General features: G+C 75.7%; 14 protein-coding genes. 8 read left to right on the forward strand and 6 right to left on the reverse strand.

Annotated elements, in window-relative coordinates:
* Nucleotides 1–74 precede the first annotated feature (74 nt).
* The 6 genes from AB0P35_RS00695 to AB0P35_RS00720 form a co-directional block, all read right to left on the reverse strand.
* A complete protein-coding gene (locus AB0P35_RS00695; protein WP_363504477.1) occupies nucleotides 75–917 on the reverse strand; it encodes a class I SAM-dependent methyltransferase in 843 nt (280 codons plus the stop codon).
* Nucleotides 914–2,386 carry a 4-hydroxyphenylacetate 3-hydroxylase N-terminal domain-containing protein gene (locus AB0P35_RS00700; protein WP_363504480.1) on the reverse strand — a complete coding sequence of 491 codons (1,473 nt, stop codon included), beginning with the start codon at nucleotides 2,384–2,386 and terminating at the stop codon, nucleotides 914–916. Before AB0P35_RS00700 ends, AB0P35_RS00695 begins: the two co-directional genes overlap by 4 nt.
* A complete protein-coding gene (locus AB0P35_RS00705; RefSeq protein WP_363504483.1) occupies nucleotides 2,383–2,910 on the reverse strand; it encodes a flavin reductase family protein in 528 nt (175 codons plus the stop codon). The genes AB0P35_RS00700 and AB0P35_RS00705 overlap by 4 nt, the downstream gene beginning before the upstream one ends.
* Entirely contained in the window at nucleotides 2,907–4,736 is a 1,830-nt protein-coding gene (gene asnB, locus AB0P35_RS00710) for an asparagine synthase (glutamine-hydrolyzing) (protein WP_363504486.1), read from the reverse strand. The genes AB0P35_RS00705 and asnB overlap by 4 nt, the downstream gene beginning before the upstream one ends.
* The gene (locus AB0P35_RS00715) at nucleotides 4,736–5,524 is read right to left on the reverse strand and encodes a hypothetical protein (protein WP_363504489.1); all 789 of its coding nucleotides are present in this window, start codon (nucleotides 5,522–5,524) and stop codon (nucleotides 4,736–4,738) included. Before AB0P35_RS00715 ends, asnB begins: the two co-directional genes overlap by 1 nt.
* A 271-nt stretch (nucleotides 5,525–5,795) precedes the next feature.
* Nucleotides 5,796–6,701, reverse strand: coding sequence for a response regulator transcription factor (locus AB0P35_RS00720; protein WP_363504492.1), 906 nt, complete (start codon nucleotides 6,699–6,701; stop codon nucleotides 5,796–5,798).
* Nucleotides 6,702–7,302: 601 nt separating this feature from the next.
* Here AB0P35_RS00720 and AB0P35_RS00725 point away from each other — a divergent pair.
* From AB0P35_RS00725 to AB0P35_RS00760, 8 genes are all read left to right on the forward strand, one after another.
* Complete coding sequence (locus tag AB0P35_RS00725) at nucleotides 7,303–8,247, forward strand: ABC transporter permease (RefSeq protein WP_363504495.1); 945 nt, start codon at nucleotides 7,303–7,305, stop codon at nucleotides 8,245–8,247.
* A gap of 1 nt (nucleotide 8,248) precedes the next feature.
* Nucleotides 8,249–9,091 carry an ABC transporter permease gene (locus AB0P35_RS00730; protein ID WP_095872402.1) on the forward strand — a complete coding sequence of 281 codons (843 nt, stop codon included), beginning with the start codon at nucleotides 8,249–8,251 and terminating at the stop codon, nucleotides 9,089–9,091.
* Complete coding sequence (locus tag AB0P35_RS00735; protein WP_363504498.1) at nucleotides 9,088–9,867, forward strand: ABC transporter ATP-binding protein; 780 nt, start codon at nucleotides 9,088–9,090, stop codon at nucleotides 9,865–9,867. Before AB0P35_RS00730 ends, AB0P35_RS00735 begins: the two co-directional genes overlap by 4 nt.
* Before the next feature lie 82 nt (nucleotides 9,868–9,949).
* Complete coding sequence (locus AB0P35_RS00740; protein ID WP_363504501.1) at nucleotides 9,950–10,738, forward strand: ABC transporter ATP-binding protein; 789 nt, start codon at nucleotides 9,950–9,952, stop codon at nucleotides 10,736–10,738.
* Between the two features lie 73 nt (nucleotides 10,739–10,811).
* The gene (locus AB0P35_RS00745; RefSeq protein WP_363504504.1) at nucleotides 10,812–12,437 is read left to right on the forward strand and encodes an ABC transporter substrate-binding protein; all 1,626 of its coding nucleotides are present in this window, start codon (nucleotides 10,812–10,814) and stop codon (nucleotides 12,435–12,437) included.
* Between the two features lie 49 nt (nucleotides 12,438–12,486).
* On the forward strand, nucleotides 12,487–13,512 hold the full coding sequence (locus AB0P35_RS00750; protein ID WP_363504507.1) for an LLM class F420-dependent oxidoreductase: 1,026 nt from the start codon (nucleotides 12,487–12,489) through the stop codon (nucleotides 13,510–13,512).
* Nucleotides 13,513–13,536: 24 nt separating this feature from the next.
* Nucleotides 13,537–14,631 carry an LLM class flavin-dependent oxidoreductase gene (locus tag AB0P35_RS00755; RefSeq protein ID WP_363504510.1) on the forward strand — a complete coding sequence of 365 codons (1,095 nt, stop codon included), beginning with the start codon at nucleotides 13,537–13,539 and terminating at the stop codon, nucleotides 14,629–14,631.
* A gap of 97 nt (nucleotides 14,632–14,728) precedes the next feature.
* Nucleotides 14,729–15,742, forward strand: coding sequence for a carbohydrate kinase family protein (locus AB0P35_RS00760; protein WP_363504955.1), 1,014 nt, complete (start codon nucleotides 14,729–14,731; stop codon nucleotides 15,740–15,742).
* Nucleotides 15,743–15,786: the final 44 nt, after the last annotated feature.

Raw genomic sequence — 15,786 nt, forward strand, 5'->3', positions numbered from 1 at the left:
GGGTCCAGCGTAGGCGCCGCCGGCCGGCCGTCGCGGGAGGTGCGGCGGTCGGCCGGCGGCCTGTTGACGGTGCGTCAGTGCGCGGTGAGCTGCCAGAGGCGGACGGGCATGTGGCTGACGTGGCCGAGCTGCCGCTGCCGCTGCCGGGCGGCCTCGCCGACGGCGCGGAAGAAGCCGGCGCGCAGGTCCGGCGGTGCGAGGCGGCTGTAGTAGTCGCCGAAGGTGGCGGCGTGGAAGTGCGCGTACTGTTCGGCGCTCTCCACGGTGACGACGGCGTCCCGCTCCCGGTGGCCGGCGACGGAGAGGTGCGGTCGCAGCACGCGGGCCAGGTCGTCGACGGTGCGGGTGCGGGTGGCGATCGGCAGCACGCCGGCCGCGGCGAACAGGCCGGGCACGTCCGCGCGTGCCGTGCCGAGGGCGACCAGGGCGTCGCGGACGATGTCGTCCTCGCCGCCGAGGCCGTGCTCGTCGCGGGCCGGGTGGTAGGTGGTGAGCAGGAACCGCCCGCCGGGGGCGAGGTGCCGGGCCGCCCAGGCGAAGATCCGCTCCTCGTGCGGGAACAGCCAGTGCAGGACGGAGGTCATGGTGACGGCGTCCGGCCGGTGCGGCAGTGGCTGCGGGTCGGTGAGGTCGGCCTGGTGCAGGGCGACCCGGGCGCCGTACGCGTGGAGGCGTTCGGCGGCCTCGGCGATCCGGTGCTCGGAGCGTTCCATGCCGACGGCGACCCGCAGCGAGGGGAAGCGTTCCAGGGCGGCCTGCAGCAGTTGGCCGATGCCGCTGCCGAGGTCGACCAGGGTCTGCGGCCCGTCGGGCAGGAGGTCGAGCACCCAGTCGCGGTCGTGGACCTGGCGGAGCCGGCTGGCGTCGGCGTACCCGGCGAGGGTGCGGGCCTGGATCTCGACGGCGGACGCGGTCACTGCTGGGCCTCCTGGGGGTTGTCGACGAGCCGTAGCAGCCGCGTGCGGGCGGCGCTCTGGTCGTAGCGCTTGAACAGGTTGATCCGGTTGCGGGCGAGGTCGCCGCGGTGCACGTACTCGTAGAGGTCCTGGCGCTGGCCGAAGCCGTCGCCGGTGAGCTCCCAGGCGAGCCGGAACAGTCGGGACTTGCGTTCCGCGTCGATGCCGCGGCCGCGCATGTACCGGTCGAGGTGCGGCCGCAGCCGGGGGTTGGCGAGGTCGCCGGCGGTGGGCTGCATCAGCAGGCCGGAGGCGCCGATCCGGCGGACGATCGCGACCGCCTCGGCAGCCACCTCGGCCGACCACACCCGGGAGGCGGCGGTGTCGCCGGGTGCGAACAGGCCGCCGTCGGTGACGCCGCCGCGGGCCTCGGCGGCGTCCAGGAAGTACTCGGTGAGCTCGGCGTACCCGGCGAGCCGGCCGAGGTCCTCCTGGACGTTGCGGAAGCCGTCCACGCCGATCGACTCGGCGACCAGCGTGGCGGTGGCGAGCAGGGCGCGCAGCCGCTCCCGGTAGCGGACGTGGCCGATGTACGCGCTCCAGGCGTTGATCCGGCCGAGGCCGACCCGGGCGAGGTCGGCGTCGCGGAGCAGCAGGACGCGGTCCCAGGGGACGAACACGTCGTCGAAGAACAGCATGGCGTCCTGCTCGTCGAAGCGGGCGCCGAGCGGATGGGCGTGGCCCCAGGGCGCGCTGCCGAGCGGCTCCCGGGCCAGGGTGACCAGGCCCGGGGTGTTCAGCGGCAGCGCGAACCAGACCACGAACTGCTCGCCGCGGCGCTGCGCGAACGAGGCCGACAGGTACACCAGCACCTCGTGGGCGAGCGGCGCCAGCGTGGTGAGCTGCTTCGCGCCGCGCACCACGATGCCCCGGTCGTTCTCCTCCAGCACCCGCAGCGCCAGTTCGGGCTCCTCCACCGGGTCGGCGGAGCGGTCGATCTGCGGGTCGCCGAGCGCGTGCGACAGGACGAGGTCGTTGGTCGCGCAGTGCCGGTACCAGGCCTCGGCGTTGGCGCCGAACCGCGGGTCGTTGCCGGCCAGCCGGTGCCGGAAGTCGTACACACCGACGGCGATCGAGGCCATGAAGGCGGGGGAGCGACCCTGCTGTCCGAGCGCCTCGGCGTGCCAGAACTCGGCGCTGCGCCGCTGCACCTGCAACTCCTCCGGGGTGCGCGGCGGTTGGTAGGCGCGCGCGAGCCTGAGGCCGGTCTCCGGGTCCTTCCAGGTGAGCAGCTCGCGGTGCTCGGGGTCGTGCTGCAGGTCGAGCAGGCGGGCGAGTTCGTCGGCGGCGGGCCGGAAGGCGGGGTGCTCGGCGGGGTTGCCGATCCGCTTGCCGTCGAGGTAGAGCTCGCGCCCGTCGTCGAGCTCGGCCCGGTACCGGTCGCCGGTGAGCAGGCCCCGCGCGGTGGCGGGGGTGTCGAGCAGGGTCATGCGCCAACTCCAGGTGAGGGATGGGCGAGTGTGCGGTACTGGCCGTCGTGGTAGAGCAGCGGTTCCCCGGGGACGGCGTCCGCGGCGGCGACCCTGCCGACCAGCAGGACGTGGTCGCCGCCGGGCAGGACGCCGTGCAGCCGGCAGTCGAACCAGGCGAGCGCGGCTTCGAGAACGGGTGCGCCGGTGGCCTCGGCGCGCATCGGCACGGCGGTGAACTCCCCGAGTGCCCGTCCCGCGCCCGGGGTGGCGAACCGCCGGGCCGCCGCGATCTGACGGTCGGTCAGGACGGAGAGCGCGAACCGGCCGCTGCCGCGGACCGCGGCCGCCAGCGGGCTGTGCCGGGTGACGGCCACGCTGACCAGCAGCGGGTCCAGCGAGAGGGTGCAGAACGAGGAGACCGTCTTGGCGAACACCTCCTCGCCGGAGCGGGTGGTGACCACCGCGACGCCGGTCGTCCAGCGGCGGGCGGCGGCCCGGAAGGCCTCGTCGAGGGCCGGCGCCGGGCGGGCGGGGGCGCTCATCGCAGCCCCACCCGGTAGGCGCGCAGCCACTCGTCGACCTGGACGAGGTGGTCCAGGCCGCCGACCGGGTTCGGTGCGGTGCGCGGGCTCGGCAGCGGCCACCCCTCGGCGAGGTGCCGGCGGACGAGTGCCCGGTCGACCAGGTCGAAGACCGGGGCGTTCGGGTCGGCGAGCAGGTCCCGGGCGCGGGCGGTGAGCACCTCGGTGTAGCGGACGGCCGGGGTCGACGGGTAGCCGCTCTTGGGCCGGTCGGTGACCTGCGGCGGCAGCAGGTCGCGGACGGCGTCCCGCAGCAGCCCCTTGGAACGGCCGCCGGGGGCCTTGAGCGCCCACGGCACGTTCCACAGGTACTCCACCAGCCGGTGGTCGCAGAACGGTACCCGAACCTCCAGGCCGACCGACATCGAGACCCGGTCGACCCGGTCCAGCAGCGGCGGCAGCCAGCGGGTCAGCGCCAGGTGGAACACCTCGCGCACCTTCGCGTCCGCGGGCGCCTCGCCCGGCAGTCGCGGCACCTCGGCGAGGGTGCGCCGGTACGCCTCCGCGGTGTACTCCCCGGGCCGGACCTCGGCGCGCACCTCGGGCCGCAGCAGCGCGGCCGGGGTGGTTCGGTCGTGCAGCCAGGGGAAGGTACCGGAGCCCAGCGCGGCCGGGTCGTGGAAGTACGGGTAGCCGCCGAAGATCTCGTCCGCGGCCTCGCCGGACAGCGCGACCGTCGAGCGCCGCCGCACCTCGCGGAAGAGCAGGTGCAGCGAGGCGTCCATCTCGCCCCAGCCGGGCCGGTCGCGGGCGCGGAGCACCGCCGCCCGGGCGTCCAGCAGGTCGTCGTCGGGGACGAGGACGGAGGTGTGCAGGGTGCCGATGTGCTCGGCGGCGGCCTGCACGTAGGGGGCGTCGCGGGTGGTGCGCCAGGCGTCCGGCGTGCGGTCGGCGCTGCCGGGGAAGTCCACCGAGAAGCTGGTGATCTTGCCCTGGCCGGCCCGCTCCCGGGCGGCGGCGGCCAGCGCGGTGATCGCGCTGGAGTCGACGCCGCCGGAGAGCAGGGTGCACAGCGGCACGTCGCTGACCAGCTGGCGTTCCACCGCGTCGGCCAGCAGCGCCCGCACCCGCTCGCGGGTGGCCTGCTCGCCGTCGTCGTGCGGCTGCGACTCCAGTGCCCACCAGCGCAGTTCGCGGGTGGAGCGCCGGGTGACGGCGACCAGGTGGCCGGGCCGCACCTCGTGCAGCCCGCGGAACAGGCCGTGCCCCGGCGTCGGCGCGGCGGGCAGCGCGAACAGCTCGGCGACGCCCGTGGCGTCGAGTTCGGCAGGCAGCAGCGGGTTCGCCAGCAGCGCCTTGGGCTCCGAGCCGAACAGCACCCCGGTGCGGTGGGCGTGCCAGTACAGCGGCTTGATGCCGAGGTGGTCCCGGACGAGCAGCAGCTCCTCGGTGCGGGCGTCCCACAGGGCGTACGCGAAGATGCCGTTGAAGCGGCGCGGCGCCTCGCGGCCCCACACGAGGTGGGCGCGGAGCACCACCTCGGTGTCCGAGCGGGTGCGGAACACCTGCCCGAGGGCTTCGAGTTCGCGGCGCAGCTCGCGGTGGTTGTACAGCTCGCCGTTGTAGCCGAGGACGACGCCGGGCGGGGCGGTGTCGGCCTGCGGCTGGGCGCCGCCGTCCAGGTCGATCACCGACAGCCGGCGGTGGCCGATCGCGGCGTGCCGGGACAGCCACAGGCCGTCCGCGTCCGGGCCGCGGCAGGCCAGGGTGGCGGTCATCTCCCGGAGCAGGCGCTCCTGGTGGCGCAGGTCGGTCTCCCAGTCGACCCAGCCGGTCACTCCGCACATCAGGACTCCCGGGTCTCGTCGGTCTGCTGGTCGGGGCGGGCGGCCTCCCAGCGGCAGCCGTGGCCGGTGGGGCCGCTGCGCAGCCGGTGCGCGGGGCGGTAGCCCTTGGCGCGGATGTTCGCGGACAGCGCCTCGGTGCAGTAGGTGCACGGGGAGGCGAGGGTGAGCCGGACGCCGCCGCGGCGGGCCTTCTCCCGGTAGTCCCAGATCGCGCAGTGCGTGATGGTCAGCGCCGCGCGGTCCGCGCCGGGCGGCTCGTCCTCGTCGAACTCGTAGTCGGAGCCGTAGAGTTCGGCCTGCCGGGCGATCCGGTGGATCGGGTCGGCGGCGCCCCGGCCGAGGTCGGGTTCCACCTCGCGGTGCACCTCGGCGTTGGACCGCGCCCAGTCCGCCAGCACCTGCTCGCCGTACCGGGCGACCAGGAAGCGCTCCATCAGCGCCTGCCCGCGGAAGAAGACCCGCTGCCACTCGGCGGCGGGCGCGGTGGCCGGGTCGGGCAGGTCGGCGAAGATCTCCGCCTGCAAGGCGAACCAGTCGGCCAGTTGCACCTCGTCGCCGCGGGAGACCAGGTACCGGGTGAGCCCGGCCTCGGCCTCGTGCAGGCGGCGGCGCCACAGGGCGGAGCGTTCGGCGTCCGGCATCGACCGGTACGGCGAGCGCTGCGGTTCGGGCCGGTGGCCGCCGTCCCGGTGCGCGGCCAGGACGGCCGTGGTGGCGGGCGGATGCGCCGGTGCCGGGCCGGCCCGGTCGCCGGTGTGTGCGATGGTGCCGTCGGACGCGTCGCTCATCGGGCTCTCCCTTCGGCCGGACGTGGCCTGAGACGTGGGGGCGTGGCGGCCTTCGGGCTCCGCCTCGCTCGTCGCCACGCTACGAAGCGCCGACGTGCCGTCAGAAGCCCCGAACGGAGCCGCCCCGGGCGACGATCGGCGGCGTCGATGTGCTCCGAAGGTCGCCCATCGTCCCCGCGTCCGTCGACCGGTCGCCCGTCGTCCCCGGACGCGCCGGAGGGCGGGCCCCGTGCGACGGGACCCGCCCTCCGGGCGGTGGTGCGGCGGGTGCTCAGCCGGCCAGGCCGTGCCGGTGCGCGTACAGCGCGGCGCGCAGCCGGTCGGAGTGGCCGGTCTTGCGCATCGCCTGCGTCAGGTGCTTCTTCACGGTGGCTTCCGCGAGGGCGAGTTCGCGCCCTATCTCGGCGTTGCTCAGCCCGAGCGCGAGCTTGGCGAGCACCTCCCGCTCCCGTGCGGTCAGCCCGACCTGCTGCGGCGGGGGCTCGGCCGGCTGCCCGGGCGGCCAGGCGGCGTGGCTGCGGGCCGCGGGCGGCGCCGGGAGGAACACCGAGCCGCCCGCGGCGGCGAGTTGGACGGCAGAGATGATCCGCTCCTCGGGCAGGTCGAGCGGGAAGCAGCCACTGGCGCCGGCCAGCAGGATCCGGCTCGCCTCGGCGGTGGACTCCGCCCGGCGCAGCAGCAGCACCCGCGCGTCCGGCGCGCCGTCGGGCCCGCGCAGCGCCGCCACCGCCGCCAGGTCCTCGCCGAGGCCGCCGCCGCGGCCCAGCAGCAGCACGTCGGGGCGGACCCGCCGGACCGCGGGCAGCGCGCGCAGCGGGTCGGCGGCCGAGCCGGCCACCGTCAGCCCGGGCACCGTGGACAGCACCGAGCGCAGCCCGGCCGCGGCCACCGGGTGCCGCTCCACCAGGAACACCCGGACGGTGTCCGGCCGGTGGCCGTCACCCGGGCACATCGGGTGGCCGCAGGGGCAGCCGGCGGCCGCCGCGCCCGGTCTGCCCGGCGGCTCCGGGGCGGGATCGGCGAGCAACTGGTGGCCGGCCAGCAGGTCGAGCGGATTGTCGATCTCGGCGTGCAGCGTGTCCACCGGTGCGGCGGCCGCGGCGCGCGGGGCCCGGCGGACCGGGTGCCGGCAGTTGCGCGGCCCGGTCGGCACGGCCAGCTGGGTCAGTGTTGCCATCGCGAACCCCCCTGGTCGGAGGGCGAGTCGGTGCGGTACGGCATGGCGGTGCGTCCCCTCGGAGGTGGCGGGCCGGCCGGACGGGCGCGGCACAACGGCGGGGAGCCGCCGACCGCGGCGGCCGACTCCGGGCAGGCGGAGACGGCGGGCGGGGGCGGATCCCGGAAGGAGGAGGGGCGCCGGCCGGGCGGCGGGCGGTCGCCGGGCGGTCAGCGCGGGACGCGGCGCGGACACAGCTCGTCGAAGCACCTGCGGTGCCACGAGCCGCCGATCCCGACATGAGTGAAGTCGGTCCGCCGATAAGCCATATGAGCACCCTAGGTCCGGCTCTCGCAGCAGGTCAAGGACAGGACGGGCCCCTGCCGGGCGGGGCAGCGGCAAACGGAGTCCCACCCGTCCCGGCACCGGCTCCTATGACCGGCGGTATCAGCATGAACTCCTGACTGGCTGTCCGCTCCGCCCGACCGCAACCTTCGTCACAGCGAACACCGCAGGCCCAGGCCGCGGGACCGGCCGCACCCTCGAACCGCCCCGGAAGGACACCCGCCATGCCCAGCCCGTCCGCCGTCCCGCGCGGCGCCCCGCCCCGGAGGGCCGGCGGGTGACCGGATTCCTGCTCCGCCGCCTGCTGCTGGCCGTCCCGACCCTGCTCGGCGTCACCGTCGTGGTCTTCGCCACCGTCGCCCTCGTCCCCGGCGACCCGGTGGCCGCCTTCCTCGGCCCCGGCGCACCCCCCGAGGCCCGTGCCGAACTCACCGCCCGCCTCGGCCTGGACCGCCCGCTGCCCGTCCAGTACCTCTCCTGGCTGCGGCACGCCCTCACCGGCGACCTCGGCACCTCGATCGCCGACCAGCGGCCGGTCGGCCGGCTGCTGCTCCCCGCGATCGGCCAGACCCTGACCCTCACCGCCGCCGCCTTCCTGCTCGTCCTCGTCGGCGGCGTCCTGCTCGGCGCCCTCGGCGCGCTCCGGCCGCGCGGCCCGCTCGGCCGGCTCTCCGGTGCCGCCTCCACCCTCGCGGTCTCCGCCCCGCAGTACTCGGTGGCGCTGGTGCTGATCGCCGTGGTCGCCGTCCGGCTGCGCTGGCTGCCCGCCGGCGGCACCCACGACGTGTTCGGCGACGGCGGCGCCGCCGACCTCGCCCGGCACCTGGTGCTGCCCGCCGTCGCCGCCGCCCTCGTCCCGCTCGGTCTCACCGCCCGGGTCTTCCGCGCCGCCCTCGGCACCGTCCTCGCCGGCGACCTCGCCGACGGACTGCGCGCCCGCGGCCTCTCCCGGGCCGCCGTCCTGCGGCACTGCGTGCACAACGCCTCGCCCGCCCTGCTCGCCATCGGCGGCCTGCAACTCGCCTACCTGCTGGAGGGGGTGGTCTTCGTGGAGACCCTGTTCGCCTGGCCCGGCCTCGGCCGGCTGCTGTACGACGCGCTCGCCGCCCGCGACCTGCCGCTCGTCCAGGGCGGGGTGCTGGTCGTCGCCACCGCCTTCGTCGGCGTCAACCTCCTCGTCGACACCGCGCACGCCGCCATCGACCCGCGGACGAGGACCTGACATGGCCCGCAGTCCGCTCCGGGACCCCGCCGTCGCCGTCCCCGCCGCACTCGCGCTGCTCGTCGTCCTCGTCGCCGCCGCCGCACCACTGCTCGCCCCGTACGACCCGACCGCCGGCCACCTGCAGGACCGCCTCCTCGACCCCGGCAGCCCCGGCCACCCGCTCGGCACCGACAGCCAGGGCCGCGACCTGCTCAGCCGGCTGATCTGGGCCGGCCGGGCCTCGCTCACCGGCGGCCTGGTGCCCGTCGCCGCCGCCACCGCCGCCGGCACCCTGCTCGGCATCACGGCCGGCCTCGGCGGCCGGATCCTCGAACAGGCACTGCTGCGCACCCTCGACGTGCTGTACGCCTTCCCCGGCGTGCTGCTCGCCATCGCCGTCGCCACCCTGCTGAGGCCCGGCCTCGGCGCGACCCTGCTCGCCCTCTCCGTGGTCCTCACCCCCGCCGTCGCCCGGGTCGCCTACACCGAGGTCCGGCGGATCCGCACCGCCGAGTACCTGGAGGCCGCCCGGGTCTCCGGCGCCGGCCCGCTCACCGTGGCCCTGCGCCAGGTCGTCCCGGTGGTCGCCCCGGTCGTCCTCGTTTACGCCTCCTCGCTGGTCGGCCTCGCCGTCGCCTACGCCGCCGGGCTCTCCTTCCTCGGGCTGGGCGTCACCCCGCCCACCCCTGAATGGGGCGCCATGCTCGACGAACTGCGGCCCGCCCTGTTCACCCACCCCTGGCCCGCGGTACTGCCCGGCCTGGCCGTGCTCGCCGTCTCGGTGGTGTTCACCACCCTGGGGGAGGGGCTGCGGCAGCGGATCGGCGACCGCGGCGCACTGCTGCCGGAGGCCGTCCGATGAGCCTGCTCCGCGTCGACGACCTCACCGTCACCTACCCCGGCGGCGTCCGGGCCGCCGACGGCGTCACCCTCGACCTCGCCGCCGGCGGCGCCCTCGTCCTGCTCGGCGAATCCGGCAGCGGCAAGACCACCGTCGCCCGCAGCATCCTAGGCCTGCCCGGCCGCGGCGCCGCCGTCACCGGACGCATCCGGCTCGCCGGCACCGACCTGCTCGGCCTCGACGAACGCGCCCTCGGCCGGATCCGCGGCCGCCGCATCGGCTACGTCCCGCAGGACCCTGCCGCCGTCCTCGACCCGCTGCGCCGGATCGGCCCGCAGATCACCGAGGTGCTGCGCCGCCACAAGGCCGCCGACTCCCGCCGGGCCGCCCGCGCCGACGCCCTCCGACTGCTCGCCACCGCCGGCGTCCCCGACCCCGAACGGGTCGCCCGCGCCCACCCGCACGAACTCTCCGGCGGTCTCCGCCAACGTGCCGCGATCGCCGTCGCCGTCTCCTGCGGCCCCGAACTGCTCATCGCCGACGAACCGACCACCGCCCTGGACGCCCTCGTCCGCAGCCGCATCCTCGACCTCTTCGGCACCCTCCGCACCGACTGCGGCATCGCCCTGCTGCTCGTCACCCACGACCTGGCGGCCGCCCGCCGGATCGGCGGCGAGGTCGCCGTCATGCAGGCCGGCCGCATCGTCGAACGCGGCCCCGCCACCCGCGTCCTCGACGACCCCGCCCACACCTTCACCGCGACCCTGGTCGCCGCCGACCCGGGAGCGCCCCGATGACCGCCACCACCGCCACCAGGAGAAGCCCGGCCCCCATGGGGCGTTCCCTTCCGGGTGGGGGCATCCCCGGGACGGTGGCCCGATGACCCGGCCCGCCGACGCCGCACGCACCGTCCCGCTGCTCCACATCGACAAAGTGACAAAGCACTTCGGCCCGCGCCTCGCGCTCGACGGCGTCGACCTCACCGTCCGCGCCGGGGAGACCGTCGGCCTGGTCGGCGAGTCCGGCTCCGGGAAGTCCACTCTCGCCCGGCTCGCCCTCGGCCTGCTCCGCCCGGACACCGGCACCGTCCGTTTCGCCGGCCAGGACCCGTCCAGGCTGCGCGGCCGCAGTGGCCGCGCCGTCCGCGCCGAGCTCCAGTTCGTCCCCCAGCACCCGCGCGGCTCCCTCAACCCCGCCCTGCGGTCCGGCGAGGCGGTGGCCTTCGCGCTGCGCCTGCACGGCACGCCGCGCCGCGAGCGGCCCGAGGCGGTGGCGGCGCTGTTCCACCAGGTCGGCCTGGATCCGGCTCTGGCCCGCCGCTTCCCGCGGGAGCTGTCCGGCGGGCAGGTGCAGCGGGTGGCGGTGGCACGGGCGTTGGCCACCGGACCCGACCTGGTGGTCTGCGACGAGCCGACGTCCGCCCTGGACCGCAGTGTGCAGGCCCGTCTGCTCGACCTGCTGACCGGGCTCCAGGAGGCCACCGGCCTCGCCTACCTGTTCATCTCGCACGACCTGGCCGTCGTCCGGCACGTGGCCCACCGGGTGCTCGTGCTGCGGAACGGCCGGGTGCTGGAGGAGGGCCCGGCCGCCGAACTGTGGTCCGCGCCGGCCCACCCGTACACCCGGGCCCTGCTGGAAGCCGCCACCGGCCGCCCCGCCACCCCCTGAACCGCCCACCACCCCCTGAACCGCCCGAGGTCCCCCGCACCGTCCGCACCACCGAACCGACCGAGGAAACACCATGACGAACAGTCACACGCACGCTCCCCGCTCCAGATCCGGCGCGCTGGCGGCCGCCGCCGTCCTGTTCGCCGCCGCCGGCTGCGCCTCCGGCACCACCGCGGGCGCGGGTGACGCGGCCGGCTCCGGCGGCCGCGGCGGCACCCTGGTGATCGGCGCCACCGGCAAGCTGCCCAACCCGGACACCGTGATCGGCGGCGCCGGCTTCGAGGGCAAGCGCCTCGTCAGCTTCCAGATCTACGAGGGCCTCACCCGCTACGAGCTGCTGAAGGACACCGACCGGCCGCCCGCGGTCACCGGTGCCCTGGCCGAGTCCTGGCAGGTCGCCGCGGACGCGAAGACCTGGACCTTCACCCTCCGCAAGGGCGTCAGCTTCCAGGACGGCACCCCCTTCGACGCGGACGCCGTCGTCTTCAACCTCGACCGCTACCTGAACAAGCAGAGCCCCGAGTACACCGACGCGCTCGGCGCCGCGGCGAAGGAGTACGCCGGCGACATCGTCTCCTACCGGAAGACCGACGCCGACCACGTCGAACTCGTCACCAAGGAGCCCAACGGCCACTTCCCGGAGGACCTGGCGCACGTGCTGATCGCCAGCCCGACCGCCGTCAAGAAGACCGGCTCGGCGAACTTCTCCCAGCACCCGGTCGGCACCGGCCCGTTCACGTTCGCCTCGCAGAGCGAGGGCAAGGAGATCGAACTCGTCGCCAACAGGTCGTACTGGCGCGGCGCCCCCGAACTCGACCGGCTGATCGTCAAGTCCCTGCCGGACGACGCCGCCCGCACCGCCGCGCTGCGCTCCGGCGGCGTCAACTGGATCGAGTACCCGAACCCGGACGACATCGACAGTCTCAAGGCCGACGGGGTGCGGATCGCCACCAACAGCTACGACCACCTCTGGTACTGGATCCTGGACACCGCCAAGGCGCCGTGGAACGACCCGCGGGTGCGGCGGGCCGCCAACTACGCGATCGACCGCAGGGCGATCGCCGAGAAGCTGCTGCACGGCACCGCCGACCCGGCCTTCCAGGCCGCACCCCGCGCCACCGCCGCCTACGACCCGGCCGGCGACGTGTACTCCTACGACCCCGCCAAGGCCAAGCAGTTGCTCGCCGAGGCCGGTCTCGCCGGCGGCTTCGCCACCTCGGTGACGGTGCCGACCGGCGGCTCCGGCAACCTGCTGCCGGTACCGATCGCCGAGGCGATCCAGCGCGACCTCGCCGCCGTCGGCATCAAGGTGGAGCTGCGCACCACGGACTGGTCCACCCTGATCAGTGCCGAGGCGAAGGGCCAGGTCGCCCTGGGGTCCGACGCGATCGCGCAGTCCACCACGCTGTTCCAGTCCGAGGCGCTGCTGCCGCTCTTCATCGGCTCCAAGAGCCCGTTCTGGACGGGCCACTACGCCAACCCGCAGGTCGACGCGCTGCTGGCGACCGCGTCCGCCTCGCCGGACCAGCCGAAGCGGCAGGCCGACCACCGCAAGGCGCTCTCCCTGGTGACCCAGGACGCGCCCTGGCTGTTCGTGGTCAACGACCGCAACCCGCGGGCGCTCTCGCCCAAGGTCGACGGCCTCGTCCAGCCGCAGTCCTGGTTCCTCGACCTCACCACCGTCCGGGTCCGCCCCTGACCGGGCCCGTCCACAGCACCGAACCGCCCCAGGAAGGACGTCCACCGCCATGACCGCCCCGTACCCACCGCACGGCCACACCCCGGCCGCACCGCCGAAGTGGGGCATCACCCTGCCGCTGCCGGGACTCACCATCGACCGGCACCGCTTCCTCGTCGAACGGCTCCCCGACCTCGGCTACACCGACGTCTGGAGCGCGGAGGGCGGCGGCACCGACGCCTTCACCCCGCTGGCCGCCACCGCCGCGTGGTCCCCGGGTCTGCGCATCGCCACCGGCATCGTCCCGGTGCACACCCGGGGGCCCGCGGTGCTCGCCCAGACCGCCGCCACCCTCGCCCAACTCGCCCCCGGCCGGGTCCTGCTGGGCATCGGCGCGTCCGTCCCGGCGCATGTCACCGACATCAACGGCATCCCCTTCGACGAGCCGTTCAAGCGCACCCGGGACGTGCTCCGCTTCGTCACCCGGGCCCTGCGCGGCGAGCACATCGCCGGGGACTTCGACACCTTCTCCATCACCGGCTACCGGCTGCCGCACCCGCCGGCCGAACCGGTCAAGGTCATCCTGGGCGCGCTCCGCCCCGGCATGCTCCGGCTCGGCTTCACCGAGGGGGACGGCGCCATCACCAACCTGCTGTTCCCCAAGGACCTGCCCACCGTGCTGAACGCCGTCGGCCCGCAGCCGCCCGGCAAGGAGCTCGTCGTCAAGGTCTTCGTCTGCCCCACCGAGGACACCGACTACGCCCACCGGGCCAGCCGCCCGTTCCTCGCGTGGATCCTCAACCGCGAGCCGTACCGCAAGTTCCACGAGTGGCTCGGCAACGGCGAGCTGCTCGCCGAGACCCACGAACGCTGGGCGGCCGGCGACCCCGACGGCGCCCAGAAGGCGCTGCCCGACGAGGCCGTGGACGGTCTGTTCATCAGCGGCTCGCCCGAGGAGTGCCGCGAACGCATCCTGCAGTACCACCTGCCCGGCGTCACCACCATCCAGCTGTACGTCTCGCTGCCGCCCGAGGTCTTCGTCAGCCGGGCCCGCCTGCTCGACACCCTCGCCCGTCTCGGCCCCGCGGCCGGGTAGTCCCGATCCGAGGAGGTCCCACCGATGGAACTGGAGATCCGCGGCGGCGTCCGGTCCGCCCCCGTCACCGGCCGCACCCCGCAGGAGCGGCAGGCGCTGCGCCACGCCCCCGACCCGAGGGACCGCACCGCCGACCCGGCGCACGTCGCCCGCACCGCCCGCGAACTGGAGGAGGACGGACTGGACTCCGCCCTGGTCGTGCAGTCCAGCTCGTGGCCCGACCCGTGGCTGGTGGCGGGCTGGGCGCTCGCCGCGACGGACCGGCTGCGGGTCGCCGTCGCCCACCGCGTCGGCACCACCGCCCCGACCGCCGCCGCCCGCGCCCTCGCCACCCTGGACCGGCTCTCCGGCGGCCGTGCGGCGGCCCACGTCATCGTCGGCTCCAGCGACCTGGACGTCGCCCGCGACGGCGACCTGCTCGGCAAGGCCGACCGCTACCGCCGGGCCGGCGAGTACCTGGAGGTGTTCCGGCGCTACCTCGCGGCCGACCGGGACATCGACTTCGACGGCGAGTTCTACCGGGTGCACGGCGCCCGGCCCGGCCTGCGCCCCGACCCGGGCGGCGAACTGCTCTCCTTCGGCGGCTCCTCCCCGGAGGGCCTCGCCCTCGCCGCCCGGTACGCCGACGTCTACGCGGTGGGACCGCTGCCGCTGCCCGACACCCGCCGCCGGATCGCCGAGGCCCGCGCCGCCGCGGCCGAGCACGGCCGCACCCTGCGGATCTGGCGGCACGTCACCGTCGTCCTCGACGACACCGACGAGGCCGCCCGCGAGCGGGTCCGCCGCCTGCGTCGCGACGCCCTGCGGCTCACCGCCGGCCCCTGCGCCCACCGCTTCGCCGAGGCCGTCCAGCTCGACCGGGACCGCGAACGCGGCCGGTCCGACCCCCGGCACGGCCCCGACCAGGTCGCCGCCTACGTCCGCCGGTCGCTCGCCGCCGCCTACACCGGCTCCCCGGACACCGTCGCCGACCGCATCGGCCTGCTCCGCTCGGCGGGCGTGGACATCGTCCAGCTCGACCTCCCCACCGAGACCGACCACGACCGGGAACTTCGCCGCGCCCTGGTGGCCCGGCTCCGCCGCGGCAGCCGCGTCCCGGCCGCCCGCCGCGGCTGGTAGCCCGCCCTCTCGTCCCCGGAAGGACCCCGTGACAGGCTCCGTGCACCACCCCGCCGGGCGGATCGTCGTCAGCGGGTCGATCGCCACCGACCACCTGATGGTCTTCCCGGGGTCGATCACCGACCAGCTGCTGCCCGACCGCCTCGACCGGGTCTCGCTCTCCTTCCTGGTGGAGGGGCTGGAGGTGCGGCGCGGCGGGGTGGGCGCCAACATCGCCCTCGGCCTCGGCCGGCTGGGGCTCGCCCCGGTGCTGGTCGGCGCCGCCGGCGCGGACCACGGCGAGTACGACGCCTGGCTGCGAGCCAACGGCGTCGACACCACCGGGGTGCTGACCGTGCCGGACCTCCTCACCGCCCGGTTCCTGTGCACCACCGACCGGGACCAGAACCAGATCGCCTCCTTCTACCCGGGGGCGATGGCCCGTGCCACGGACGTCGACCTCGCCGGGGTGCTCGCCCGGACCGGCCCCGCCCGGCTCGTCCTGATCGGCCCGGACGACCCGGCGGCCATGCAGCACCGGACGCAGGAGTGCCGGGACGCGGGCATCCCGTTCGCGGCGGACCCGTCCCAGCAGCTCGCCCGGCTCTCCGCCGAGGAGGCCGTTCACCTCGTCACGGGCGCCGACCTGCTGTTCACCAACGCCTACGAGCGGGAACTGCTGCTGCACCGCACCGGGCTGACCGAGGCCCAGGTCCTCGACCGGGTCGGCAGCTGGATCACCACACTGGGGGCCGACGGCGTCCGCATCGAGCGCCGCGGTAAGCCGCCCGTCGAGACCGTCCCGCCGCCCGAGCGGGCCAAGGCCGATCCCACCGGCGTCGGCGACGCCTTCCGGGCCGGCTTCCTGGCCGCAACGGTGTGGCAGCTGCCCGTGCTCACCGCCGCCCGGGTCGGCTGCCAGCTCGCCACCCTCGTCCTGGAGACCGTAGGCACCCAGGAGTACCCCTTCGACCCGGCCGACTTCCTGCGCCGGCTCGCCGACGCCTACGGGCCTGCGACGGCCGGGGCCGTCCGGCCGCACCTGCCGGCCCGTTCCGCGGTACGCTCGAAAAGTAATCCAGCGCCCACCGGTCCTTCCTCGAACAGCTCGACCGCAGCGGCCGGAACATGACCCTGTCGCTCGAGGTTGTGCCGCTTCCGGCGCAAGTCGCGACC

This window comes from Kitasatospora sp. NPDC085879 (assembly GCF_040686255.1).
Taxonomy (GTDB): domain Bacteria; phylum Actinomycetota; class Actinomycetes; order Streptomycetales; family Streptomycetaceae; genus Kitasatospora.

What these genes read in the sequence shown, in the direction of transcription:
- AB0P35_RS00700 (WP_363504480.1), bottom strand. Translation starts at nt 2,386, where the DNA reads ATGACCCTGCTCGACACCCCCGCCACCGCGCGGGGCCTGCTCACCGGC.
- AB0P35_RS00705 (WP_363504483.1), bottom strand. Translation starts at nt 2,910, where the DNA reads ATGAGCGCCCCCGCCCGCCCGGCGCCGGCCCTCGACGAGGCCTTCCGG.
- asnB (WP_363504486.1), bottom strand. Translation starts at nt 4,736, where the DNA reads ATGTGCGGAGTGACCGGCTGGGTCGACTGGGAGACCGACCTGCGCCAC.
- AB0P35_RS00715 (WP_363504489.1), bottom strand. Translation starts at nt 5,524, where the DNA reads ATGAGCGACGCGTCCGACGGCACCATCGCACACACCGGCGACCGGGCC.
- AB0P35_RS00720 (WP_363504492.1), bottom strand. Translation starts at nt 6,701, where the DNA reads ATGGCAACACTGACCCAGCTGGCCGTGCCGACCGGGCCGCGCAACTGC.
- AB0P35_RS00730 (WP_095872402.1), top strand. Translation starts at nt 8,249, where the DNA reads ATGGCCCGCAGTCCGCTCCGGGACCCCGCCGTCGCCGTCCCCGCCGCA.
- AB0P35_RS00735 (WP_363504498.1), top strand. Translation starts at nt 9,088, where the DNA reads ATGAGCCTGCTCCGCGTCGACGACCTCACCGTCACCTACCCCGGCGGC.
- AB0P35_RS00740 (WP_363504501.1), top strand. Translation starts at nt 9,950, where the DNA reads ATGACCCGGCCCGCCGACGCCGCACGCACCGTCCCGCTGCTCCACATC.
- AB0P35_RS00745 (WP_363504504.1), top strand. Translation starts at nt 10,812, where the DNA reads ATGACGAACAGTCACACGCACGCTCCCCGCTCCAGATCCGGCGCGCTG.
- AB0P35_RS00750 (WP_363504507.1), top strand. Translation starts at nt 12,487, where the DNA reads ATGACCGCCCCGTACCCACCGCACGGCCACACCCCGGCCGCACCGCCG.
- AB0P35_RS00755 (WP_363504510.1), top strand. Translation starts at nt 13,537, where the DNA reads ATGGAACTGGAGATCCGCGGCGGCGTCCGGTCCGCCCCCGTCACCGGC.
- AB0P35_RS00760 (WP_363504955.1), top strand. Translation starts at nt 14,729, where the DNA reads ATGGTCTTCCCGGGGTCGATCACCGACCAGCTGCTGCCCGACCGCCTC.